A 26539-nucleotide genomic window follows, 5' to 3' on the forward strand; every position below is an offset into this window, starting at 1 on the left:
AAGATTCAACATGATTGTTGTCTTGAATTTTGTCTTCTCATTAGTTTTGCACTCAACTATACCAAATATCAAGATAAATATGAAAACCCATCAAATTTCAATGATCCTTTTGGCAGTCCTGACATTATTTTTTGGCAATGTTCTGAGTGCTCAAACTGTTAGAAAAACAGCCCAGGGAATCAATTTTTCTGCTCAGCAGCTGGACATCAGCGTTGAATTTTATTCTTCAAACACTGTAAGGATTTATAAGACGCCGAAAGGAAGACCCTATGTTAAAACAAGTCTTGCCGTAATAGCAAAGCCTGAAAAGACTGCACTCATATTTGCGCAGAATGGGAAAAATTATATGATTAAAAGCAAAGAAATCCAGGTTGAAGTAAATACGGAAACAGGTGGGGTTTATTTTTCAGATCTTTCAGGCAAACAATTACTTCATGATAAAGACTATGGCACGCAGTTCTCCGCGTTGAATGATGGCGGAACACCATCGTTTAAAGTTCGGACTGGATTTTTACTGGATAAAGACGAGGCCATTTTTGGGGTCGGACAAATCCTTGATAATAAATTCAACCGTCGAAATTCCGCTCATCATCTTCAAAATGAAAACATGTCCACCTATTCCCCGTTTTTCCACTCCATTAAAGGATATGCGGTGTTCTGGGACAACTACTCTATATCGGAATTTAATGATAATCCACAAGAACTCTCTTTTGAAAGTTTAGGCCAATGCTCTGATTATTACTTTATGTACGGTGGTAATGCTGATGGAGTAATCTCGAAAATAAGAGCACTAACCGGAAAAGCGCCAATGTTACCTTTATGGGCTTATGGTTTTTTTCAGAGTAAGGAACGCTATAATACCCAGGAAGAAAGTCTGGACGTGATCAAGAAATATCGGGAGTTGCAGGTTCCTTTGGACGTCATCATTCAAGATTGGCGTTACTGGCCGGAATTCAACAAAACAGATAGTGCGTGGAATTCCCAATCTTTCGATCAATTGCGTTTCCCAAATCCAAAAAAATGGGTGGATGATATTCATCAGTTAAACGCCAAACTACTGATTGTAACCTGGCCAGGCTTCGGGCCAAAGACGGCACAACGCAAAGAATTCGATAGTAAGAATATGATTATTAATTTTGATACCTGGCCTCCAAACAGCGGTGCTCGACCTTACGATGTATTCAATCCACAGGCACTGAACATATACTGGAAATATCTTGATAAAGGTATCTTCAGCTATATTGGTAATGATGGTTGGTGGCTGGACTCAACAGAACCTGATCACATTAATAAAAAAGACAGTGATTTTAATCTTCCAACCAACCTTGGCAGTTACCGAAGCGTTAAAAATGGTTTCAGTTTAATGCACAATAAAGGCATTGCTACCCATCAGCGTGAGGTAAATGACCGAAAACGGGTTGTTATTCTAACCCGATCAGGATTTGTAGGCCAGCAATTGTATGGCTCAAATACATGGAGTGGAGATGTTAATTCCACTTGGGATATGCTGGAAAAACAAATCCCTGCAGCATTAAATTATACCTTGATGGGAATACCCAATTGGAACAGTGATATCGGAGGCTTTTTTGCCGGTCGTTGGCGCAAAGGTGGTGGTAATAAAAATCCGGAATTTCAGGAGCTTTATGTCAGGTGGATGCAGTTTGGAACTTTTAGTCCTATGATGCGTTCGCATGGAACTGATCTTCCTAGGGAAATATGGAACTTCGGCGAAAAGGGAAGCTGGTGTTTCGATGCGCAGGAAAAAATGATCAAACTTCGCTATCGTCTTCTCCCTTACATCTACAGTACTTCATGGGATGTATCCAGAAATGATGGAACATTTATGCGTCCCTTGATGATGGATTTCGCCAAAGATAAAAAAACGCATGATCTAGGAAATCAGTATTTATTTGGCAGATCCTTAATGGTTACACCTGTAACCAAATACCAGGTAAAAAAATGGCCCGTTTACCTACCAAAAACAACCGGATGGTACAATTTTTGGACAAATCAATTTATTGAAGGCGGAAAAACTATCGATACTGATTCGCCAATCGAAATTGTTCCGCTCTATGTTAAGGCTGGATCGGTTATTCCCCTTGGACCTGATGTGCAGTACGCTTCAGAAAAAAAATGGGATAGTCTTGATATTAGCATTTATGCAGGAGCAGATGGTAAGTTCATACTTTACGAGGATGAGGGTGATAATTACAATTATGAAAAAGGTGCTTTTTCAGAAATTACTTTTTTGTGGAGTGATGATACCAAGACCTTAAATATCAACAACAGAAAAGGGAGTTTCAAAGGAATGCTTAATACTAGGAAGTTTAACTTAAGACTGATTTCAAAGTCGGTCAATGCTCAGGAGCAAACCCGCTCAATCGCATACAATGGAAGCCAAATATCAATTAAATTTTAAGCGCTCATTTCTGCTGATATAGCAAGAAAAAACCAGCTGATTTCTGATGACTTATTTAATCGTTAGAAATCAGCTTTGAAAAATTTACATCTGGGAAAATAAATTGTGACAAATCCAGACAAACTCAAATTATTAGCAATACCCTGTTAAACAGAAGGTGCTTTCTAGGTCAATTACACTTATTCTTTTTAAATCATTTTATCTCGTTTCGCTCATTGTAATTTCATTAGAATTCCTGATCAAAATAAATTTTTTTAATGGTGCGGGCGCATCTTTAATGATGTATTATTTTGGTTAGATGTCGGATTTGTATAAAAAAAGGTCTTTAAATTATAAAGATAAGTAACGGTACACTGATATTTTTGTTTAAAGATCAAGATAAGCTAACCAAATACAATATGAACCGTAGAAAATTGATTCAAAGCCTTGCAATAGGTTTACCAACCCTTTTATTCTCTGACAAACTCTTCGCCTTAACGTTGAAAGATGACCATGTTAAAGATTTTGTAGAGAAAATTTTAGCTGGTCCCTTTTCGCCTACCTGGGAATCCCTATCAAAGTATCAAACGCCAGATTGGTTCAGGGATGCTAAATTCGGGATGTGGGCACATTGGGGTCCACAGTGTCAGCCGGAAGCCGGGGACTGGTATGCCAGGGAAATGTATATGGAAGGCAACAGAAAATATAAATATCATGTTGAAAAATATGGTCACCCATCAAAATTCGGTTTCAAGGATGTGATCAATACCTGGAAAGCAGAAAAGTGGGATCCAGAGGCGCTGGTTAAGCTTTATAAAAGCGTTGGGGCAAAGTATTTTATGGCACTAGCCAATCACCATGATAACCTGGACTTATATGATAGCAAGTATCAGAAAAACTGGAACTCCATCAAGCAAGGGCCAAAAAAAGACATTATTGGCGGATGGGCGGCTGCGGCAAAAAAGAACGACTTACCATTTGCCGTAAGTGTTCATGCTGCGCATGCCTGGAGTTGGTTTGAGACTGCCCAAAGAGCAGATAAAACAGGGCCTTTCGCCGGAATTCCCTATGATGGAAAACTGACGAAAAAAGATGGCAAGGGAAAATGGTGGGATGGTTTGGATCCTCAGGAACTCTATGCACAAGACCATGTACTTAGCAAAAATAGTCAGGATAATGGCATGATTCATCAACAGTGGCATTGGGGTAATGGTGTTACCCCGCCAACTCAGGCGTATATTGACAAATTCTATAACAGAACTGTTGATCTGATCAATAAATATAGTCCAGATATGATATATTTTGATGATTCACAGTTCCCGATGTGGCCGATCAGCGATGCAGGTCTGAAAATTGCGGCACACATGTACAATAAAAGCATTAAAGATAAAGGAAAGCTCAGTGCGGTGATAACCGGTAAAATACTTGATAGTGAGCAGAAAAAGGCAATGGTTTGGGACATAGAACGTGGCCAGAGCAACAATATTGAGCCACTTCCATGGCAATCTTGTACCTGCATTGGTGATTGGCATTATAACCGCGATATTTACAACCGAAAAGCCTACAAAAGCCCAAAAGCGGTTATTCACACGCTGGTAGATGTAGTCAGCAAAAACGGCAACCTCATGCTCAGCATCCCGGTTCGCGGAGATGGTTCTATCGATGAGTTGGAGAGAAAAGTTGTTGAAGACATTGGTGTCTGGATGAAAGCAAATGGGGAGAGTATTTACGGTACCAGACCCTGGAAGATATTTGGTGAAGGACCTGCACAACAACAGGCTGCAGCATTGAGCGCACAAGGGTTTAACGAGGGCAAGGGCAAACCTTTCACTGAAGAGGATATCCGTTTTGTTACTAAGGGAAAGACACTTTTCGCAACAGTAATGGCATGGCCGGCAAATGGATCAGCAATGATTACAAGCCTAAAAAATGGGAGTGAACATTATCCGGGAACAATCAAGAGCGTTCAGCTTGTAGCCACTGGTCAGGAACTGAAATTTGAAAGAACCTCAGAGGGGCTTAAAGTATTTTTCCCAAATGATGCACCTTTAGCATCTTATGCCAATCCGCTGAGGATCGTTTAAAAACATTTATCTCATGGAATCAGTGTAAGCTCATGGGGACATTGATCGTGATATTCATGTATAAATAAGCTCGAAATTATTTAGAGTTCTTATTTATTGGTTTTTGTTATGTTGTTAGCTTTATTTCCGGTCATAATCTGATCATACTTAAGGCGAGTGTTTTATCCACTATTAATTATTATTGAAAATATTACCTATGAAGAAGTATGCCCTTGCATTAGATCTCAAAGATGACGCAAAACTTATTGCAGAATATGAAGACTATCACAAGAAAGGCTGGCCGGAAATTAATGAAAGTATAATTGACGCCGGAATTTTAAAAATGGAAATATTCCGCGTCGCCAACCGGCTTTTTATGGTTATCGAAACCACTGATGATTTCACTTTTTCACGTAAGGAAATAATGGATCAAAACAATGAGATGGTTCAACAATGGGAATCCCTGATGTGGAAGTTTCAGCAACCTTTGCCTTTCGCAGCAGAGGGTGAAAAATGGATGCAGATGGACAGGATTTTTGAATTGGACAGCTCCACTAGACAACGGGTATAAATGATTGACAAAGAAAACAAAACTATGGTAAATATCCCACCTTTTGTATTCGGAACAAGTGGTCTTGGGAATATTTATAAAGCAGAAACCTTCGAGAATAAGAAAAAGATTGTAGAGGCTATTTTATTGTGTTCTCCAAAAACAACTTTTTTTGATACCGCGGGAAAATATGGAGCCGGACTTTCACTCGAGGTAATAGGTTCATGTTTGAAAGATTTAAGGGTGGACAGATCTAAGGTGATCATATCAAATAAACTCGGTTGGTTTAGAACCGAGCTTGTAGGAACTGAGCCCACATTTGAACCAGGGGTTTGGAAAGACCTAAAATATGACGCTGAACAGCGCATCAGCTACAAAGGAATTCTGGAGTGCTACGAGCAGGGAAATCAGTTGCTTGGCGACTATCGTTCAGATTATGTTTCCGTACATGATCCTGACGAATATCTTTTCGCTGCAAAAAATGATGAGGACTACCAAAAACGGTACCAGGATATTCTTGATGCCTACAAAGCTCTTTTAGAACTCAAAGATCAAGGGAAGGTCTCCTCTGTTGGTGTTGGTGCTAAAGACTGGAAAATCATACGCAACATTTGCAAAGATGTTAATCTTGATTGGGTAATGATTGCAAACAGCCTCACAGTAATCAGTCATCCAGCTGACTTAATTGATTTTCTCGCCGAACTGGAACGGTCGGATATTCCTGTAATCAATTCAGCAATATTCAATGGCGGATTTTTGATCGGAAGTGATTATTATAATTATCGTTTACTTGATGAAAGTAGCGAGGAAGACAGAAACTTGATTCAATGGCGGTCTAATTTTTATAAAATTTGCGATCAATTTGGATTGTCTCCTGCGGTAGTTTGTTTCCATTACGCAAGGAATTTCCCAGGAATCAAAAGTATTGCCATGAGTACATCCAAAGCAGAAAAAGTAGCACTCAATATCGAGATGGCCAATCAAAGTATACCCAGATCTTTCTGGGAAAATATGGTTGCACGCGGCTTAATCGACCGGGGGAGCATTCCCTGGTTGCAGTCATAATCCGAAATTCATTATTGGGAACAATTAAGGATTCGAAAAGGATAATGGCGATCAGCTACATTTATGTAGGAAGCTTTTGATCATCGGCATCCCATATTAAACGGACAGTTTGTTAAATATCCTCAAAGCATTCCTAATTAAAAACCTCATAAAAACAACATTATGCTAACTGAGCTCATATTATTTAATCGGTGGGATTGGTTGTAAGTGAGTCATTTCGTATACCGCTATTTTATTGATCATTAGATTATATAATTTGTATAGATACATACTATATTCGTAATCTATTTCAAATTTCTAACCAATATTTTTTCAATGATTATACTTACCAGAATGTTTTTTTCATTTTGCCTGTTCATAATCAGCTCTCAATATTCAGTAGCTCAGATTGCCAGTACCAACTTTGACAACCCAAGATGGGCTACGATCAAAAGTTATTCAATAGCCGATGGACTTCCCGCAAAGAATACCACCGCTACACTTCAGGATAAAAGGGGTTTTATCTGGGTTGGAACACAAAATGGACTATGCCGCTTCGATGGCTTTAGTTTCAAAATTTATTCGAGTACGATCGGAGATCAGAATTCCCTTACCAATAACTATATCAATGCATTGTGTGAAGATAAACAAGGTATGATATGGGTGGCGACAATGGATGGTCTTAACCGCTTTGATCCGCTGTCGGAAACTTTTGAGCGATTTTATCATTTTGAAAAAAAATCAGGCTCACTAAGTAATAACAAGGTATGGTCGTTACTTTGTGACAGTAAAGGTATTGTTTGGATAGGTACTGATGATGGATTCAACAGGTATTTACCGCAACATAAAAAATTCCGCATCTACAGACAAGATCAATCCAAAAAAAACGGTATGGTTGGGAAATCGGTCAATGCAATTATTGAAGATAAACATTATAACCTTTGGCTAGGTAACTGGAGTGCAGGATTGAATAAATTCAATCCTCAAGCCGAGTCATTCATCAACTTTCCTCAGCCTCATCGAGAGGGCGAAAAAAACCCGAACGATATTTGGTCACTGTGCCTGGCACCAAACGGAACGATCTGGGTGGGCACTTATTGGAGTGGGCTGTTTAATTTTGATTTGAAAACCGAAAAATTTTCCAAGGTATCCTCCCCAACTTCAAGCAAGAATGCTGTATACAGTATTTCAATAGTGGATAAATCATCAGTCTTAGTAGGGGAAACTAGCGGTTTTTACCTTTATGATCTCATTCTGAAAAGATGGAATAGGGTTGGCAAACTAGAAAATTATGCTAACGGACGTTCCTATAAAGACCACAAAGGTAATATCTGGATCAATGCTGTGGACGGACTGTACTTCACTAGCGATCAACCCCAGAGATTTGTTCTGAATCCCCTGCCTTCATACACAGGAAGCGTCAATAGTATTATCACTGATCATATTACTACCTGGATAGGAACTGAAAATGGCCTGATCTGCGTGGATGAAAAAACAGGTCGTGGGAAAATGTTCACAAAGGAACTAGACAATATTGGGTTGAGCCGCCATAACATCACAAAAGTTTACAGGGACAGTGATGAAATACTTTGGATATTAACAGAGAAAGGTTTCTACAGCTACAATGAAAAGACAAATCATATTACCAATCATCATCATCGCTCTCTTCTTGGGAATCTCTTTAATGAAGATGTCTTCAGGGATATTCTTGAAATTGATAAAGGCATTTATATCCTCGCAACCGATGCAGGAATAAAGATTTATAACCGAAATACGGGACAGTACGATCATTTTTACAACGTGTCTGGAAATCCATCTTCAATAAATAATAATCACACCTATAAATTGTGCGAATCTGCTGATGGCAAAATTTGGATAGGTACGTACGGTGGAGGTGTAAATATCCTGGATAGAAAAACCCGAAAATTTAGTTCCATCACAACTGAAAATGGATTAAGCAGTAACGTGATCAATGATATCCTGATAGATTCAAAAAAAAATATTTGGATTAGTACGACAGATGGTTTAAATCAATACGATCATAACAAACGACTGCTCCGTACTTACTCCAAAAAAGACGGTTTTGCCTCCAATGTATTCAAAGATTTGGAAGAAGATCATTTGGGTATGCTATGGGTGATTACCGAGAATGGCATATCCAATCTTGATCCATCTTCAGGCTTGGTAAGGAATTATGATCAGATAGATGGTTTTTCAGTTCCATCCGCACTGACACGTTGGAAAAATCTAATCATCGCCGCAGGAAGTAAGGGTTATTTTTCTTTTGATCCAAGACAGATCCATTCAAACCAGACTGATCCAACGGTTTTTCTAACAGACTTTCAGATCCTTAACAAATCAGTTTCGCCTGACAAATCAGGGCCTTTAAAGGATAATATACTTATTGCAAAAGAAATAGTTTTAGAATATGATCAAAGCATTTTCTCGCTGGATTTCGTCGCACCTGAATACAGAAACCCCAATAAGATAAATTACGCTTATAGATTAATTGGATTTGATGAGAGGTGGAACAAGGTAGGTAATCAGCGAAAAGCTACATATACCAACCTCAACCCGGGTACTTACCGTTTTGAAGTAAAGGCGAGCAGAGACGATAGGTTTTCCGGTAACCACACAACTACATTGATCATTCGAATCAAATCGCCCTGGTATCTTACATGGTGGGCCTATGCCTGCTATCTGCTTACGGCTTTATTTCTTTGCTATCTGTATATCAATCACCGTAGGCGTCAGGAACAACTAAAATATCAGATTCAGCTTGCGCATTTGGAAAGCGAAAAAGAGAAAGAAATGAGTGAAAGAAAGTCAACTTTTTTTACCAATATCTCTCATGAATTTAGAACGCCACTAACCCTGATTATAAACCCTGTTAAAGATTTGCTTGATCAGAACAATGAGCAGGTTCAAAATCATAGTTTGGGAATTGTATATCGCAATGCAAAACGGCTCTTAGGCCTCGTTGATCAATTGATGCAATACAATCGCACTGATGCTGAAAAAATGCAATTAAACATATCAAAATTCGATATCGTTGAATTTGCAAAGGAAATATTTTTCTGCTTCGATCATCAGGCAAAAACGAATCGAATCAATTATCAGGTTGAAACACCACCATCTCCCATACCAGTTTATGCAGATATGGAAAAAATGGAGGTGATTATATTTAATTTACTATCAAATGCCTTTAAGTTTACCCCAAACGGAGGAAGCATAAAACTTGAAATCAAAGTTGGCGTACACTATATTAGTTTGTTTATCTCAGATTCAGGTTGCGGAATACCCCAGGAATCACAGGATAAAATTTTTAACAGGTTTTATCAGGAATCCTCCAAAACCGGGGTTTTTGAGGGTGGATTTGGAATTGGACTTTATTTGGTTAAGCAGTTTGTCGAAATGAATAAGGGCCAGGTGAGTTGTTCCAGTGACGGCCAAAATGGAACAACCTTTCAAGTCGACATCTTAAAAGGCGATGCACACCTAGATTCATTATCTGTTGTAACAGAACAACTGGTAGATTTTAATTTGCCATCAGACGATAATATGTTGACGGCAGGAAATCCCTCCACAGAAAATCGAGATATTACACCTGCCGACTCTTTCGCTGAAGAAAGAAAGACAATTCTTATTATTGATGATAATGAAGAGATAGCCAGCTATTTAGGCGATATTTTTGCTAATCGATATCATGTTTTGCAAGCCTGGAATGGTGAAAGTGGGCTGACAATGATCCAGGAACTGCTTCCTGACATTGTGATCAGCGATGTGATGATGGGAAAAATGGGCGGGATTGAGCTCTGTCAGGCAGTAAAAAAAGATGAATCGATTTCTCATATCCCCATCGTTTTACTCACTGCAAATAAATCAGAAGAACTTAGGCTTAAAGGTATAGAAAGTGGTGCCGATGATCTTTTCAATAAACCCTTCGACAAAAATTTATTGATTGCCAAAGTAGAAAGTATTCTAAAAAGCAAGAATAATTTACAAAGGTATTTTTTCAGTGAAATCACGCTCAATCCCAATAGTTCTAAAATCTCTTCCTCATACAAAGATTTTTTAGCGAATTGCATCTTAACTGTTGAAAAGCACATGGAGAATCCTGGATTTAATATCAATGTTCTAGCCGAAGAAATAGGAATGTCCAGAGAAAACCTTTTCAAAAAGATCAAATCCATCTCAGGGCATTCACCAACTAGTTTCATTAGATTTATCAGGCTCCGCAAAGCGGCGGAAATTTTCATTACCACCAACAACACAATCAGGGAGACTATGTTTGTTGTAGGAATTAATGATGTCAAATACTTCAGGGAACAGTTCAGAAAAGTTTTTGATATGAATCCCTCCGAATATATCCATAAATACAGGAAGAGGTTTTCCAATAACCTAATAGTGAGCAAAGAATTCAAACGTGATAAGCCTGCTAGATCTTAATTGATTAAAGCATATCTCTTTCCCTTTTTTTTGCTAAAACATTTCTATAACGAAAAACAAGGTATCTAATACCAAATTTTCCATTTACCCCCTTTCATTTTACCTGCTAGCCCCCCTGTCATTTATTTACATTAACTGAATTTAGCAATGGTAATCAATGTACAGCCTGACAGTAATGTCTTGACCTGTTCATTTTTGATGACCAAAAGTAATTCAATTCAGTTAATCAAAGACATCAGTGCATGACGATGAACAAAAAGCTTATCAAACATTCTTTCCAATTATTGAATGTTGATTATGTGAAGCTGGGGAATAAATGGAATTTTAGAAATGTAATCAGTCCTTATTATCGGCTATACTATATCGACGAAGGATGTGGCATAATTTCAGGGCCAAATGGGGCCGTTAACCTGCGGCCTGGCTTTTTGTATCTGATTCCCAGCTTCACGCTTTGTGACCTGTACTGCGATTCTTTTTTAAGTCAGTATTTCGTCCAGTTTTTTGAAGAATCAGCTGATGGGATATCATTGTTTTCCAGCTACAGGGAAACCATGGAGATTGAAGCAAACGATGTGGATATCGCTCATTTTAAAAGATTGATTACCATAAATCCAGGGCGTGGGATTAACCGATCTCATGATCCAATGGTTTACGAAAAAGATATTTATTACAAAGAGTATACAGAATTAAACAACCTTCAAAGTATTTCGGCACAATATGAAACGCAGGGTCTGATTCTGCTGTTGATATCAAAATTCCTGAAACCTGAGGTATTTCATAAAGATAAGCTGGTTCTTAATCCACCAGCAGTTATGGATGCAATAGGATATATTCAAATCAATCTAAAAGCACCATTAAGAATAAGCCAGCTCGCAGACCGGGCTAATCTAAATACAGACTACTTTTCAAGGCTCTTCCATCGTTATACGGGGCAAAGTCCGGTAAATTATATCCTCCAAAAGAGAATTGAGCGAGCACAATATCTGATCATTACAACAAAGAAGCAGCAAGAGGAAATAGCAGAACTGACTGGTTTTGATAATGTTCATTACTTTTCAAAAGTATTTAAAAAGATTACTGGACTCACACCAGGTGCATATAAAACACAAAATAAAACATTGAATTTTATTGATTGAGATGATCATTGAAACAGCATATCGACAATCGGAAACAGTCCTCTAGCGACACTTTTAGAAACGTTATTAGTTCATATAATAAAAAGATTTTCAAATGCAAGAGCTAGAGGAACATGGCTTCTCTGATGGTTCTAATATCCAATTTTATCTCTAGCTGTGCTTGAATCGATTGCTCGAATTAAGGTCGGAAAAATATAAAAAGATGTCTGATTACAATAAATGCAGCGTCCCAACTGCAAATTATATTTGAATACAATCCTGCTTCCGATAAGAAGGATATTTAACCAAATATTTGAGTCATTGTAAAAATTTTAGTTGGGAATAAATGGAATCTTTCTTTATGAAAACTGGAGAGAATCAATATTGACTTTTTTTTTATTGCATGAAATCACCAATAATTATGATACGCCTATGAACATAATAAGAACTTAATCTTTCCCATTAATTAGCCTTTTATTTAAGGCTATTATTATGCAAATTATCAGATGAAGGTTTTTGATTACTTTCTCTTGATCATCGATTACAATAAAACCAACTAACCAAATATGGAAATGATTCCAAAGTCGCCCAAATACAGGCGCAAAATGTTAACTTTGTTAACTTTCGGCTGGATACTTTCAGCAACTCCTATTGCTGAAGCGTCATCCATTACAAGCTTTAGCCTATTAAATGGGGTAACTAATGTGCTTCACATCAATAAAAAATTCGATATTATTATTAACGGTAAAGTGACTGATGCAAGTGGTAAAACCATTTCAGGCGTTGTTGTTAAACACAAAGAATCAGGCAAAGTGACCCAAACCGATGCTCAGGGTAATTATTCACTAAGCATTCCAGAGAATAAAGGCACACTTGTTTTTAGTTTTATTGGTTTCGGAACCAAAGAAGTTGCTGTAGGTCGGCAAACAAATATCAATGTTCAGCTGGCTGATGAGAATAGAAAGCTTGACGATGTTGTCATTATTAGTACAGGATACGGTACCATTGACAAGAAGGAGGTTTCAAGCGCAATCACTCACGTATCCGCAAAAGAATTACTGGTGGTAGGTGGAAACGGGGCGTTAATGTCTTTGCAGGGTAAAGTTCCAGGATTATCCATTACCAATACTGCTACCGCCGATCCTAATTCAGGTCCAAATATTCAGCTACGGGGAGCCTCGTCGAGAAATGCAGGGCTTGGTCCGTTGTATGTTATTAATGGTGTCCCAGGTGGAAATATTGATAATATTAACCAAAATGATATAGAATCAATAGATGTACTAAAGGGTGGGGCAGCATCAGCAATTTATGGCACAAGAGGAAGCAATGGAGTAATCGTAATTACCACCAAAAAAGGAACTTCACAATCACGATTGTTCTATGATGGATATGCTGGTTTTGACTATGCAACCAACAGATTAGAAGTATTGGACAGGCAGACATTCCTAGATAATAAGCGAGGAGTAGATCTGGGTGGCGACACCGATTGGTTAAGGTCAGTGAGCAGAAACCCTGCTGAGTCACAAAAGCATACATTGCAGTTTTCTGGGGGTGGAAACAGAACTAATTATATGACTTCAATCGACTACAGGAATGCAGAAGGAATTGATTTGAGATCATCGAAAAAAGAGTATGGTGGCCGGGTAAGCATTAATCATACTTCGGAAAGCAATGTTTATTCTGCAACATTTACTGTAGCACCACGATACGCAAAAACAAGTCTTGCTGATTACAGTAATTTTAATCATGCGCTGATGATAAATCCAACCACACCGGTCACAGATCCTAATGGGAAATACAGATATATTAGCACAGGTTTCTTTGCCAATAATCCTGTTGAGGTTGCCAATGTAATCAGCTCAGAGCAGGAAATTAAATATCTTGATCTAAATGGATCATTTAAAGTAAATATATTGCCAAATTTAAGTTCTCAGGTTACACTTGGCCAAGTAACTTCTTCGTTCAGGAATTACGGTTTTACCCCATCTACTTACACCAGGGTACTTTCCACTAACGGTGGAAGTGGAAGAAACTCTGCCTCACAATCATTGGATGAAAATGATCAGAAAAGTTTAGAATTGATCACAAATTATTCCTTAGTGAAAGGAAAACATTCTTTAAAAATGCTTGGCGGTTATTCTTATCAATTATTTACTGCTTCTGGTTTATCGGGGTCTAATCAACAATTTCCATCAGATGTATTAACTTATAATAACTTGGGGGCAGGATTATGGAATTTGCAGCTCGGTCAGAACAATGTTGGATCATACAAAAACAGTTCACAGTTAATTGCGCTTTTTGGCAGAGTGAACTATGATTATGATCAGAAATATTTTGTTTCTGCAAGTTTAAGGAGAGAGGGGTCGAGTAAGTTTGGTATAAACAACCAATGGGGTAATTTTCCGGCGGTTTCCGCCGCTTGGAGAATGACTGAAGAACCTTTTTTAAAAAATATTCCATGGCTAAATGACTTGAAACTCCGTGCGGATTACGGCGAGACAGGAAATCAGGATTTTGGGAATTACTTATCTTTAGCTACCTACAGTGGATATGGTTACTATTTATTTAATGGGATTAATTATCAGGTTTGGGGTCCTAGTCAGAATACCAACTATGATTTACACTGGGAACGTGCCCTCAATACTAACATTGGCCTAGACTTTGAATTATTTAATCATAGGCTAAGCGGAAGTTTAAACTATTACATCAGAACCAACAAAGATTTATTGGGTTTTTACGCTGTGCCAAACCCTCCAAATATTCAAAGCACCACCTATGCTAACGTAGGCACAATGAAAAATTCTGGTTTGGAAATACAGCTTAATGCTACCGTAGTCAAAAATGATAACTTTAGTTATACCTTATCATTCAATGGTGCGACTAATGATAATAAATTCGTTTCATTTTCAAACGAGCTATTTCAAGGGCAGAGTTTTATTGATGTGGTTGGCATGCCAGCACCAGGTACGCCCGGTAATATTCAGCGCTTACAGGAAGGTCAGCGTATAGGTAGTTTTTACACTTTAAAATCAGCAGGTGTAGATGCCAGCGGAACACTTCTCGTTTATAATAAAAACGGAGAAATAATCACCGCAAACAAGGCAAATAATGATGACAGACAATTTGTTGGAAACGGACTCCCTCGATTCATGGCGAGTTTAGGCCAGTCACTTACATATAAAAAATGGGATCTATCAGTGTTTTTAAGGGGAACTTTTGGCTATAAAATTTTTAATACCAATGCATTCTACATCGGAACACCTGCCACACAAACCAACACAAATCTGCTTACTTCAGCATTTGATGGAAGCAAATATTCCGAATTAAAAAACCCCAATACGGTTTCCGTGCTCTCTGATTATTTTCTGGAATCCGGATCATTTGTGAAAATCGATAATATCTTATTGGGCTACACCCAAAAGGTAAAATCAAAGTTCGTAGACTCCTTTAGATTTTATGCAGTTGGAAGAAATATCTACACATTTACGAAATACACAGGAGGAGACCCGGAAAAAGTTCAGGTTAATGGACTTTATCCAGGAGTAAATAACTCTTTATCGTATTACCCGTCTACCACTCAACTTTTGTTGGGACTACAGGTTAATTTTTAACTTTCAAGATAATAACCATGAGATTAAATATCAATACATTATATATAAGAAGGGCAGCGATAGTCCTTAGTTTAATAATACTCGGGAGCTGCACTAAATTGGACGAAAAACCATATGACCGAATCACTGCCGAGAATTTTTTGCAGACACGTGACGATGTTTACAGGGATTTTCTGAGGGCTTTTGAACATGCTTACTGGACGATCCAAAGTAACCAGACTTTTATGGTTCAGGAAAATACTACTGATGAATTGATGACGATCAATAGACAGGGTGATTGGTTTGACGGTGGGCAGTATCAGCGTGCACATTATCATACTTGGACGCCGCAAGATGGTTTTACCAGTCAACCATGGCAAGCTCTGTATCAGGGTGTAAACCTTGCAACCAATTCATTAGAAGATTTACAGGGAATATCGGATCCATCAAAGTTTGATATGAGCGCATCAGAATTAAATGGCCTTATCGCAGAGCTGAGAACATTAAGGTCATGGTTCAACCTAAGATTACTTGATTTTTACAGAAATATTGTCATCGTAGAAAAAGTAAAGGGAGAATCTCAGGGTCCTCCACAGGTAACGCCACAACAAGCGTTCAATTTTATTGAAAAAGAACTCAGAGAAGCTATAGTCAATTTACCAACCAGAGAATCTTTAGGTAAAAATGCAGTGGGAAGATGGACAAAGGGGGCAGCTGCAGCATTGCTAGTAAGATTATACCTTAATTCCAAGGTATATACCGGAGTGGATAAATTTACAGATTGTGCTACCGTATGCCAGGATATTATTGACAATAAATATGGAAATTATCAATTGGAAAGCAGGTGGGACGCACCATTTGACTACAACAATGCACAGTCGGCTGAAGTAATGTTTGGTTTTCCGGGTAGTTTCAGTCTTACGCATTGGCAATATGCTGAAGATTATTCAGGCGGAATGTATTGGCTAATGCTTCCACATGAAGCACCAAGATATTTCTCATTTAGCGATTATGGGCAAGGTAACCCTAAATATGCGCTACAACCAGGGCGTGATGTGGATGGCAATGAATATGCGCATACGCTAGGAAAACCTTATTTGAAGTTTCAGCGTTACCCTGATGATTATCGATTGAAAGTTTACAAGAACCTTGGCAACAGTACTAGAGAAGGGATGTTTCTGCAAGGGTATTTAACCTATAACAATGCTGGAAAGGCGGATACTGTTAGGGGGAATAAGGGGCCTTATGCGCTATATTTTAGAGATGCAGTAGGAATGTTCTTGAATGCAAAACCAGGAACTGTTATCGCCGATAAAGAATCAAACATGAATCATGGTGATAATAACTCCGGTATTCCAGCGGTAAAATACCCTTTCTATCCCAGTACGGATTTAAACAAAATTTCTTCTGCATACGCCGAAATTCGATTTGCTGAAATATTTTATTCACTAGCAGAGTGCAAGTATAGAGCGAATGATAGGGCTGGAGCAGCCGTATTGTTAAATCGAGTAAGGGCAAGAAATTATCCTTCCGGTTCATCAAGTTTGTATAGAAACGATGGATCTCAATTAACAGATCAGGAAATGCTTGATGAATGGGGTAGAGAGTTTTTGGTTGAGGGCAGAAGGCGAACAGATATGATCAGGTGGGGCGTTTTTAACACCGGTACGTGGTGGGATAAAAAGCCGGATGCAGATAAACACACAGAAATTTTACCGATTGGACGCGATGTATTGAACTCTTCAAAACAATTAAAGCAAAACCCAGGCTATTAGTGGAGTCTTGGGTTCAGAGGCAGCTATATCCCGGTATTAATATAAACTTATATGGTTAGTTAAGTAGGCGTCATTTCTTCGGAAATGGCGTTTTTTTTAATCCTAATATAAGTTGTCCTGTATTTCATTTTTTTGTAAAGGAAATCTATAAAAAATCATTCATAGTCGTCAAGCAAGATATCAGTCGTTTCGATTAAATAATAGACGCTCACTATATTGATTTTGTGCTGACAAAAATTTATCAAAAGAATGATCTTTCAGTTAGTTCATTTTTGTTGATGTCAAAAATCAGATATGCAACATGAGTTTTTTTATTAAAAGTCGGAAAAATATAAAAAGATGTCTGATTACAATAAATACAGGGGGCTACGTGCAGTTTATATTTGAATGTATTCCTTTTTCCAATAAGAGGGGTATTTAACCAAGTATTTGAGTCATCATAAATGTGTTTTAGTAGAGAGGTAATAGAGTCTTCCTGTTTGGAAATGATAATAACCACTACCTACGCTTTTATTGATGATTGGACAATCGCTGATAATTATAATACGCTTATGGAAAGAAAAAGAACTTAATCTTCGCTATTCGTTAGCCTCATACTCAAGGCTGATATGATTAATCGAAATTATCAGAAGAAGGTTTCTAAATACTTTTTCCTGATTGTCAATAACAATAAACCAACTAACCAAATATGGAAATGATTCCAAAGTCGCCAGAACACTGGCGCAAACTGTTAACCTTGTTAACCATTGGCTCAATACTTTCAGCACCGACATTAGCTAAAGCATCAGCCAGCACAAGCATCAGCCTCATAAAAAGAGAAAATACTGTGCTTTACAGCAACAAAAAGTTCGATGTTACCATCACTGGTAAAGTAACCGACATAAGTGGCAAAGCCATTCCAGGCGTAGTTATTAAACATAAGGAATCTGGTAAAGTTACCCAAAGTGATGCCCAGGGTAATTATTCATTAAGCATTCCAGAGAATAAAGGCACACTTGTTTTCAGTTTTATTGGCTTCGGAACCAAAGAAGTTGCTGTAGGCCAGCAAACGCAGATCAACGTTCAGTTGGCCGATGACAATAAAAAACTTGATGAGGTGGTAATTGTGGGTTACGGTACACAAAAGAAAGTTAATCTGACGGGTTCAGTAAGTACTGTGTCTTCAAGAGATTTAGACAATCGGCCAATTACCCAGGCATCGCAGGCACTATCTGGTTTATCACCTGGTGTACAGGTACAGCAAGGCGGTGGTCGTCCGGGTAGCGATGGGGCAAGAGTAATCATTAGAGGGGTAGGTACTTTTAATTCGGGAAGTAGTCCTTTGATTCTTATTGATGGAATTGCTGGTTCATTGGATGATGTCGCGCCAGACAATATTGCCAGCATGACGGTATTAAAAGATGCGGCATCAGCGGCAATTTATGGAAACCGTGCCGCAAATGGCGTTATTCTAATCACGACCAAGCGTGGCCAAAAAGGAAAAACAATCATTAGTTATAACAATTATTTTGGATGGGAAAAGATAACCAGCCTACCACAATTTGTTGATTCATGGACCTATGCAGAACTAACAGGAGCAAGCGCAGACGTGGTGGCGAAATATAGAAGTGGGGCCGATCCGGATAATTTCCCCAACGTTCCCCATTTGAAGAATTTACTCAACACAGGTTCAGGATTTCAACAATACCACAATGTTAATGTATCAGGTGGCGAAGGCAATAATGTGTATTATTTATCAGGCAGTTTTCGCGATCACAATGGATTAACGGCAGAAACCAACAATAAACGATACGATATTCAAGCCAACATCGATACCCGTATTAAGGATAATTTGAGCCTTAAAACCAGTATATTGGGCTTTTCTCAAGTTCAGGCGCAACCGCAGTCCAATGCAGCAGGAATAGGAGGGATTATCGGTTTTGCGGTGCGTGAACCAAATACCATCGCAGGCTTAAGATCGGATGGAACCTATGGTCGCCAGGATTTTTTCGCACCTGAAGCTTGGCTGGCCAGTGAAGGTTTTAATAACCTTCGTGCTAAAAACTTCTATGGAAATACCACCCTCTCGTGGGACATCATACCTGGCTTAAATTTAAGTGGAACGGCCGGTTATCATTACTATACCAGTGTTAATACGACCTATATTGCGGATATTAATATCGATAAAACAACCTATGTAGGCCCAAACAGTTTAAATGTAGCAAATACTGATGGAAATGAAGTTACACTTAATTTGCTTGCAAAATATGTTAAGAGTTTTGGAAAGAACAATTTTTCTATCTTAGGTGGATACCAGCAGGAAGCGCATCGCGATGATAATTCAAGGGCTTTTCGCGACAGATTTCCTAATAATTTACTTTATCAACTGGATGCCGGAGCGACTACCAACCAACAAACTTCAGGTAGCGCCAATGAATACGCCTTCCGGTCTTACTTTGCCCGTTTTAATTATGATTTTGGTGGCAAATATCTTTTTGAGGCCAATGTGCGTTACGATGGTTCATCAAGATTTGCCCCTGATAATCGCTATGGTGTCTTTCCTGCGGTTTCAGCAGGATGGAGACTTTCAGAAGAATCCTTTATCAAAGACAATATCAGCTGGATCAATGAGTTGAAAATCAGGGCATCTTATGGTTCTTTAGGGAATGCAAACATTGCGAACTATCCGTATCAATACAATATTAGTACGAACACCCGATATAATTTTGGAGGCGTGATTGCTCCGGGAGCCGCCGTCACTGCAGCGGCGAACCGCGATATTAAATGGGAAACAACCACAACAGCCAATCTAGGTCTAGATTTTACCTTCTTTAAAAATACACTAAGCGGAACGGTCGATATTTATGATAGAACAGCTAAAGATATCTTGTATCAGGTTCCGGTCTCATCGACTTTAGGGTTAAGTGCACCTATTCAGAATGCAGGTTCCATTCAAAATAGAGGTATAGAAGTAAGTTTAACTTATAATACGAAAGTTGGCAATGTTAACTTTGCCGTATCGCCTAATTTCTCTTACAACAATCAAAAAGTAATCAAAATTGCAGGCGATATTCAAAGTGTGATTCCTAACTTCTTTTTGGGGCAGGCTTTAAATCCAATTTACGGATTCGTTGCTGACGGATTGTTCGTTGACGCTGCGGACGTATCCAGTTATCCTACCCAGCCAAATGGCGGGGCACCTGGTAACATCAGGTTTAAAGATATAAGTGGTCCAAACGGGGTTCCGGATGGAAAGGTTGATGCTACTTATGACAGACAGATTTTGGGAAATACCAATCCAAAAATATCCTATGGCTTAAATTTAAATGCGAGCTACAAAGGCTTTGATGCTTCGGTTTTATTTTCAGGTCTTGGGGATTATACTGTTCAAATGGGTTCATACCAGGCTTATGCTTTATATAATGGCGGAAATGTTCAGAAATGGCAGTATGAAAATGCATGGACACCTCAGAATCCTGATCGTAATGCGATTTACCCACGCATCACTAACTTGAGCCAAGGGAGTGCGAATGTTCAAAGAAATTCATATTGGAACAGATCTGGAACATTCGTGCGGTTAAAAAATGCACAGATTGGTTACACTATACCTGGCAACCTGATCAAAAAGATTGGTCTGGAAAAATTAAGAGTATTTGCAGGCGGACAGAACCTTTTTACACTTAACGATTTTTATGAAGGATGGGATCCTGAAAACGGACAGGGCTCTGGAGATAATCCAAACTTCTACCCACTCACTGCCATCTATACTTTTGGTATCAATGTGAAATTATAATCTGATGTAGTTAGGATAATTAAATAAAACAAAATGAAAAATTATATATATAAATTGACAGTTGTGGTGGGATGTTCCTTACTGAGTGTAATTGCAGGATGTAAAAAAGATATTTTAGATACCCAACCCCTTTCTTCTATTTCTGATGCTACATTCTGGAAAACGGCCAATGATGCAACCCTTGCATTAAATGGCGTTTATGATAGTGGAGCAGGATTTACCGGGTATAATTTCTGGGCAGGAACATCTATGGTTAACCTGGATCTGATGGCAGGTAACGGATCGGAAAAAGAACTAATTCCTGATAATTTTACGAATGGTACTTTAAACCCTACCTATGGATTTGTTGGGTCTTATTATTCGCAAGCCTATGGTCAGATTACCAGGTGCAATAATTTTTTAGCTAACATTGGCTTGGTTACAATGGATGCTGCACAAAAAGCAGTCATGATTGGGGAGGTAAAAACCATCAGGGCATATAACTATTTTAATCTTGCGCTGTATTTTGGCGATGTTCCGCTGGTACAGAAATTACTCACGGTAGAAGAGGCAAATTCAGTAAAGCGTACATCAAAAACAGATGTATGGGCGTTTTGTGAAAGTGAATTAAAAGCCGCAGCGGCAGCGCTTCCGGTTTCGGTTAGCAATGACCGCCTGGGACATATGACCTCAGCATCTGCACTGGCAATTTTGGGTCGCTTACAACTTGCCCAGAAAAAATGGGCAGATGCTGCCACAACCTATAAAACCATCATCGATTATAACTATTATATCATCGATCCAAGATATCGTGAATTGTTTTTGAATGCTGGTGAAACCAGTCGTGAGATTATTATGTCTATGCAGTACATCAGAGATACCTATAACCATGCCTTATTGCAATATCTAACCCCCGAAACCTGGGGTGGATGGCATCAGTATTCGCCATTTAATGAATTGGTGGAAGCTTATGAATGTAAGGATGGAAAAACAATTGCAGAATCTCCCTTATTCGATAAAAATAATCCCTACAACAACCGCGATCCAAGAATGGACTTCAATATCATGATTTCTGACCGTACCAGCTTTCGCGGCAGAGTTTATTCCGCGAAACCGGGAACGACACTTCCTGATCGTCTAAATCAGTATCCTGGTGTTTGGAGCGGCTATGCAATTTATAAATTCCTGGAGGATGATCCGGCGGTAGCTACAACCAACAATACAGGAAACAATTTTCCTTTGATCAGATTTGCAGAAGTCTTATTAGGCTATTTAGAAGCGAAATTAGAAAGTGGAAGCGGTGTAGATCAAGCGCTTTTAGATGCCACCATTAACAAAGTGAGAGGAAGGGCCGCAGTTGCAATGCCAGCGGTTACCACTATCGATCCAACTGTTCTGAGAACCATCATTCGTAGAGAACGTCGTGTTGAATTTGCTTTTGAAGGCATCAGATATTTTGATTGTCTTAGATGGGGCATCATCGGCGCAGAAAACAACCAGCAATTTACAGGAATGAAACTGACCAACGATCCAGCCAATTACAAGGATTACCCTGTGAATACAAACGGATATTATATTTTCAAGAAACGTAATTTCATCGTTGGTAAAAATGAGCTTTGGCCAATTCCACAATCTGAAAGGGATCTCAATAAAAATCTGACCCAAAATCCAGGTTATTAAACGCTAAATGAATTTCTTAGATTACATAAACACACACGGTTAGTAAAGTTAGCGTCATTCCCTAGGGAATGGCGTTTTTTAAATGCTTTGATCATTGCTTTCTATTGCCGTCCTTAAATTTATTTCTATTTAAATAGAACCATGAAACCTCAAGCTATACAAATTCCAAAAGATTTGTTTCATTCGTTTGTCTCCAGAGTTGATACCAAACCAGATGTGAATAATTACCTGCATTTCCACACCGAACATGAATTGATTTATTTTAAGAAGGGTTGTGGTGTACAATATATAGGTGATAGCATGACGCCTTTCACAGATGGTAATATTGTGTTGATAGGAAGTAATATACCGCATTATTATAAACTTTCTCCAAAGCATTTTAATACTACTGTCAGTAATGTGGAGATATATGTGATTCATTTTAATATAGAATTATTCAGCAATGCTTTTTTTTGCTTACCTGAATTCCAGGGTGTAAGAAATGCGCTCGCGCTTTGCACAAAAGGCATTCAGATCTCTAATACCGATGCGCCTGTACTTGGGATGCTAATTAAGCGTATTGTGAGGTCTATTGGAGCCAGAAGGCTCTCCATCCTGATTGATTGCCTATCAGAGATTGGCAATTGCAGGGGCTTGCAAACACTCCATTCTCATAATTTCCACCTGAAGTCGTCAACACGCGATAAAGCTAGATTGGGTGCCATTTATGATCATACCATCAATAATTATAAGCGAAAAATTGATCTCAAAGAAATTGCCGCAACAGCTAATGTTAGCCCAACTTCTTTTTGCAGATTTTTCAAAGCCACTTTCAAAAAAACCTATACCAGGTTTTTGAATGAAATAAGGGTAGGACAAGCCTGCAAGATGCTGAGTGAAAATAACCTGAGCATTAAAGAAGTTTGCTATGAAAGTGGCTATTCCTGTTTTACAAGCTTTTACAAACATTTTCGAGACATTACCGGTAAAACCCCATTGGTTTATCAGAAAGAATTCGGTTAAGTTTTACTTTTCAGTGCTACCAGATCTACTTGCTGTTGATATAAACGATGATTTGTCAGCGTCTGTGAATTGACGTTATTCATTGTGAGATCTTCTCCCAATATATTCTCTATTAAAATCTTTTCATGTAAATAACTTACCGAATTATCAATGAATCCCATCACACAAAAATCTACTTATAATAAAGGCATCAATAGAAAAGGCGAGAAGAATCTAATTGCCCTTATTCTTATTACCAGTCTCTTTTTTTTCTGGGGTTTTGTGCATAATCTTGATCCAGTTTTAATTCCTCATTTAAAAAGGGCTTTTTTCCTTTCAGATCTTGAAACGGCGCTAATCGATTTTTCTGTATTTATTGCTTACTTCATTATGGCACTTCCGGCAGGTTTTCTAATGAAAAAGTATGGATATAAATTCGGGATCATACTTGGGTTGATCCTCTTTGCAGTTGGTTCATTCTTATTTATACCGGCAGCAAATACTGGTGTGTATATCTTTTTTCTAGGGGCGTTATTTGTTTTAGCGTGTGGTCTGACCTTTCTGGAAACAGCAGCAAACCCTTATGTAATTGCTTTGGGCGATGCTGATACGGCCTCGCAGCGGTTAAATTTTGCTCAATCTTTTAACGGTCTGGCTGCGTTTTTGGCTCCGGTAATTGGCGGGAAATTTATATTAAGTGAAAGTACACTTACCGACAAAGAGCTTGCCCTTATGCTTCCCTTGGCAAAAAAACAATTTTTAATGAGCGAGGCTGCAACTGTAAAGGGGCCATATGCCATTTTGGGTGCGCTAATCCTGCTAATTGCGGTAGTGTTCATATTCATCAAATTACCGGATATAAAAGATACGGAGTCAAAGGATGAAAAAACCTCTTTTATCAAAGCATTTCTGCATCGGCACCTCACATTCGCCATTATTGCCCAGTTTTTCTATGTGGGTGCACAAGTATGCGTTTTGAGTTTTTTTATACGCTTTGCCACCTCGGCAGCAGGCCTAACTTCTTCTACGGCCAGTTGGTACGCCGGAGGAGCTGGTCTCGCATTTATGATCGGCAGGTTTGTTGGAACTTTTTTCATGCGCCTAACAGCACCCAACGTATTACTCTTCATATATGCATTGTTCAGTATTCTATTGACACTTATCGCTATTTTTTCTCAGGGAATCATCACCGTATATGCACTTATCGGCGTTTCGTTTTTTATGTCTATCATGTTTCCCACTATATTCTCACTAGGAATTGCCGGGCTTGAAAAGGATACCAAAATAGGTTCCTCGTTAATTGTAATGTCAATTGTTGGCGGTGCGGTACTGCCTTTATCATTGGGCTATATTTCTGATCTAACAGGTAGCATTCAATATGGTTTTCTGGTTCCTGTTCTTTGTTTTTTTATCGTGTTCCTCTTTGGCTTGAAATTCTGGAAGCCTGTAAATAATAATATTGTTAAATAAAAATGAATAAAATAACCCTTCAGATCGACAAAAAGGATAATGTTTTGGTCGCCTTAACAGATTTAGCCGCAGGCACCATCATCATAGATGCTTCCAGGGAGATTCGTTTATTGGAAGACATTCCTGCAAAACATAAATTTTTCATTGAAGACCTCAAGGCTGGGGAAAAAGTGATGATGTATGGTGTCGTTGTCGGACTATTAAATCATGATGTCCTTCAGGGCGAAAGGATGTCCATAGAAAACACTTCTCATGCAACCGATCCGTTTTCGATCAAGGAAACTATGCAAGACTGGCAAAAGCCGGATATGACCAGGTTTACCAACCGTACATTTAACGGTTATCACCGCAGTGATGGTCGGGTGGGTACCGCTAATTACTGGCTGTTTATTCCCACCGTATTCTGTGAAAACAGAAATCTGGATGTGATAAAAAGTGCCCTTAACCATGCGCTCGGTTACACCGTTGATGATAAATATTTTTACTATGCGCAAAGTCTTGTTGATGCATTTGAGTTTGGAGAAGATCTGCTTCACGTTGATTTTCAGCCCGAGACTAACGATAAAATAAAGAGAGTTTTCAAAAATATTGATGGCATAAAATTTCTCAATCATTCCGGCGGATGTGGCGGTACCCGACAAGATGCAGCAACGCTGAGCAGGTTACTCGCTGCCTATGCTGACCATCCAAATGTTGCCGGCGTTACGCTGCTGAGCCTGGGATGTCAGCATCTGCAGGTAGGCGACCTAAAGGCTGATTTATATGAACGCAACCCTGCTTTTGACAAGCCATTTCTTGTTTTTGAGCAGCAGAAAGCCTTAAGTGAAGAATTGATGATCCAGAAGGCTATTTTGCAAACATTCAAAGCATTGATTCTAGTCAACAGACAATCGCGTCAGCCTGCTTCACTCGACAAACTTTGCATCGGTGTAAAATGTGGTGCAAGTGATGGGTTCAGTGGTATTTCAGCGAACCCAGCTGTGGGTTACTGTGCTGATCTTCTGGTTGGACTGGGGGGAAAGGTTTTATTGGCAGAATTTCCAGAGTTGTGTGGCGCAGAGCAACAAATCCTTGATAGAATGATTGATCGCTCAGCTGCTGAAAAATTTGTCAAACTGATGACCGATTACAATGATCTGGCGCATCAGGCTGGTTCAGGTTTTCATATGAATCCATCCCCTGGAAATATTAAAGATGGTCTGATTACGGATGCCATAAAATCAACGGGTGCCGCGAAAAAAGGCGGTACCTCACTTATTGTTGATGTCTTGGACTATACAGAAGTGGTTACCAAACCGGGGCTGAGCCTAGTGTGTACGCCAGGCAATGATGTGGAAGCCACAACCGGACAAACCGCATCAGGAGCAACCATTATTCTTTTTACAACAGGCTTGGGTACGCCTACCGGTAATCCGGTCTGCCCGACGGTAAAAATATCATCAAACACATCACTTGCCAAAAAGATGAATGACATTATCGACCTTGATACCGGTAGCATCATCAGTGGAGAAAAAACGATTGACCAGGTTGGTGAAGAAATATTGGAGCATTGTATCAAAGTGGCTAGTGGAGAATCTATTCCCAAAGCCGTTTTGCTTCAGCAGGATGACTTTATTCCCTGGAAGAGGGGCGTTTCCCTGTAAGCATTCAGATCGTTAACAATATTTTATACA

13 protein-coding genes are annotated in these 26539 nt (G+C 38.9%); all 13 read left to right on the forward strand.

Annotated features, from left to right (window positions below; genetic code table 11):
• The first annotated feature begins 79 nt into the window (after positions 1–79).
• The 13 genes from ACZZZC_RS09560 to ACZZZC_RS09620 all read left to right on the forward strand — a co-directional run bounded on the left by ACZZZC_RS09560 (position 80) and on the right by ACZZZC_RS09620 (position 26509).
• On the forward strand, positions 80–2419 hold the full coding sequence (locus ACZZZC_RS09560) for a glycoside hydrolase family 31 protein (RefSeq protein ID WP_463487057.1): 2340 nt from the start codon (positions 80–82) through the stop codon (positions 2417–2419).
• Between the two features lie 398 nt (positions 2420–2817).
• Positions 2818–4482 carry an alpha-L-fucosidase gene (locus ACZZZC_RS09565; RefSeq protein ID WP_463487058.1) on the forward strand — a complete coding sequence of 555 codons (1665 nt, stop codon included), beginning with the start codon at positions 2818–2820 and terminating at the stop codon, positions 4480–4482.
• Positions 4483–4678: 196 nt separating this feature from the next.
• Positions 4679–5032 carry an L-rhamnose mutarotase gene (locus ACZZZC_RS09570; RefSeq protein WP_463487059.1) on the forward strand — a complete coding sequence of 118 codons (354 nt, stop codon included), beginning with the start codon at positions 4679–4681 and terminating at the stop codon, positions 5030–5032.
• The gene (locus ACZZZC_RS09575) at positions 5033–6076 is read left to right on the forward strand and encodes an aldo/keto reductase (RefSeq protein ID WP_463487060.1); all 1044 of its coding nucleotides are present in this window, start codon (positions 5033–5035) and stop codon (positions 6074–6076) included.
• Positions 6077–6391: 315 nt separating this feature from the next.
• Complete coding sequence (locus ACZZZC_RS09580; protein WP_463487061.1) at positions 6392–10504, forward strand: hybrid sensor histidine kinase/response regulator; 4113 nt, start codon at positions 6392–6394, stop codon at positions 10502–10504.
• Between the two features lie 551 nt (positions 10505–11055).
• On the forward strand, positions 11056–11640 hold the full coding sequence (locus ACZZZC_RS09585; protein WP_463487062.1) for a helix-turn-helix domain-containing protein: 585 nt from the start codon (positions 11056–11058) through the stop codon (positions 11638–11640).
• Between the two features lie 584 nt (positions 11641–12224).
• Positions 12225–15230: a SusC/RagA family TonB-linked outer membrane protein gene (locus tag ACZZZC_RS09590; protein WP_463487063.1), complete on the forward strand. Its 3006-nt coding sequence runs from the start codon at positions 12225–12227 to the stop codon at positions 15228–15230.
• 98 nt (positions 15231–15328) lie between these two features.
• Positions 15329–16984, forward strand: coding sequence for a RagB/SusD family nutrient uptake outer membrane protein (locus tag ACZZZC_RS09595; protein ID WP_463487064.1), 1656 nt, complete (start codon positions 15329–15331; stop codon positions 16982–16984).
• Between the two features lie 688 nt (positions 16985–17672).
• The gene (locus ACZZZC_RS09600) at positions 17673–20756 is read left to right on the forward strand and encodes a SusC/RagA family TonB-linked outer membrane protein (protein WP_463487065.1); all 3084 of its coding nucleotides are present in this window, start codon (positions 17673–17675) and stop codon (positions 20754–20756) included.
• Positions 20757–20789: 33 nt separating this feature from the next.
• On the forward strand, positions 20790–22415 hold the full coding sequence (locus ACZZZC_RS09605; RefSeq protein ID WP_463487066.1) for a RagB/SusD family nutrient uptake outer membrane protein: 1626 nt from the start codon (positions 20790–20792) through the stop codon (positions 22413–22415).
• 141 nt (positions 22416–22556) lie between these two features.
• Positions 22557–23417: an AraC family transcriptional regulator gene (locus ACZZZC_RS09610; protein ID WP_463487067.1), complete on the forward strand. Its 861-nt coding sequence runs from the start codon at positions 22557–22559 to the stop codon at positions 23415–23417.
• A 150-nt stretch (positions 23418–23567) separates the two neighbouring features.
• Entirely contained in the window at positions 23568–24866 is a 1299-nt protein-coding gene (fucP, locus tag ACZZZC_RS09615; protein WP_463487068.1) for an L-fucose:H+ symporter permease, read from the forward strand.
• Between the two features lie 2 nt (positions 24867–24868).
• Complete coding sequence (locus ACZZZC_RS09620; protein ID WP_463487069.1) at positions 24869–26509, forward strand: UxaA family hydrolase; 1641 nt, start codon at positions 24869–24871, stop codon at positions 26507–26509.
• Positions 26510–26539 lie beyond the last annotated feature (30 nt).

This window comes from Pedobacter sp. AC212 (assembly GCF_979258625.1).

What these genes read in the sequence shown, in the direction of transcription:
- ACZZZC_RS09620 (WP_463487069.1), top strand. Translation starts at nt 24,869, where the DNA reads ATGAATAAAATAACCCTTCAGATCGACAAAAAGGATAATGTTTTGGTC.
- fucP (WP_463487068.1), top strand. Translation starts at nt 23,568, where the DNA reads ATGAATCCCATCACACAAAAATCTACTTATAATAAAGGCATCAATAGA.
- ACZZZC_RS09565 (WP_463487058.1), top strand. Translation starts at nt 2,818, where the DNA reads ATGAACCGTAGAAAATTGATTCAAAGCCTTGCAATAGGTTTACCAACC.
- ACZZZC_RS09590 (WP_463487063.1), top strand. Translation starts at nt 12,225, where the DNA reads ATGTTAACTTTGTTAACTTTCGGCTGGATACTTTCAGCAACTCCTATT.
- ACZZZC_RS09570 (WP_463487059.1), top strand. Translation starts at nt 4,679, where the DNA reads ATGAAGAAGTATGCCCTTGCATTAGATCTCAAAGATGACGCAAAACTT.
- ACZZZC_RS09585 (WP_463487062.1), top strand. Translation starts at nt 11,056, where the DNA reads ATGGAGATTGAAGCAAACGATGTGGATATCGCTCATTTTAAAAGATTG.
- ACZZZC_RS09575 (WP_463487060.1), top strand. Translation starts at nt 5,033, where the DNA reads ATGATTGACAAAGAAAACAAAACTATGGTAAATATCCCACCTTTTGTA.
- ACZZZC_RS09605 (WP_463487066.1), top strand. Translation starts at nt 20,790, where the DNA reads ATGAAAAATTATATATATAAATTGACAGTTGTGGTGGGATGTTCCTTA.
- ACZZZC_RS09600 (WP_463487065.1), top strand. Translation starts at nt 17,673, where the DNA reads ATGGAAATGATTCCAAAGTCGCCAGAACACTGGCGCAAACTGTTAACC.
- ACZZZC_RS09580 (WP_463487061.1), top strand. Translation starts at nt 6,392, where the DNA reads ATGATTATACTTACCAGAATGTTTTTTTCATTTTGCCTGTTCATAATC.
- ACZZZC_RS09560 (WP_463487057.1), top strand. Translation starts at nt 80, where the DNA reads ATGAAAACCCATCAAATTTCAATGATCCTTTTGGCAGTCCTGACATTA.
- ACZZZC_RS09610 (WP_463487067.1), top strand. Translation starts at nt 22,557, where the DNA reads ATGAAACCTCAAGCTATACAAATTCCAAAAGATTTGTTTCATTCGTTT.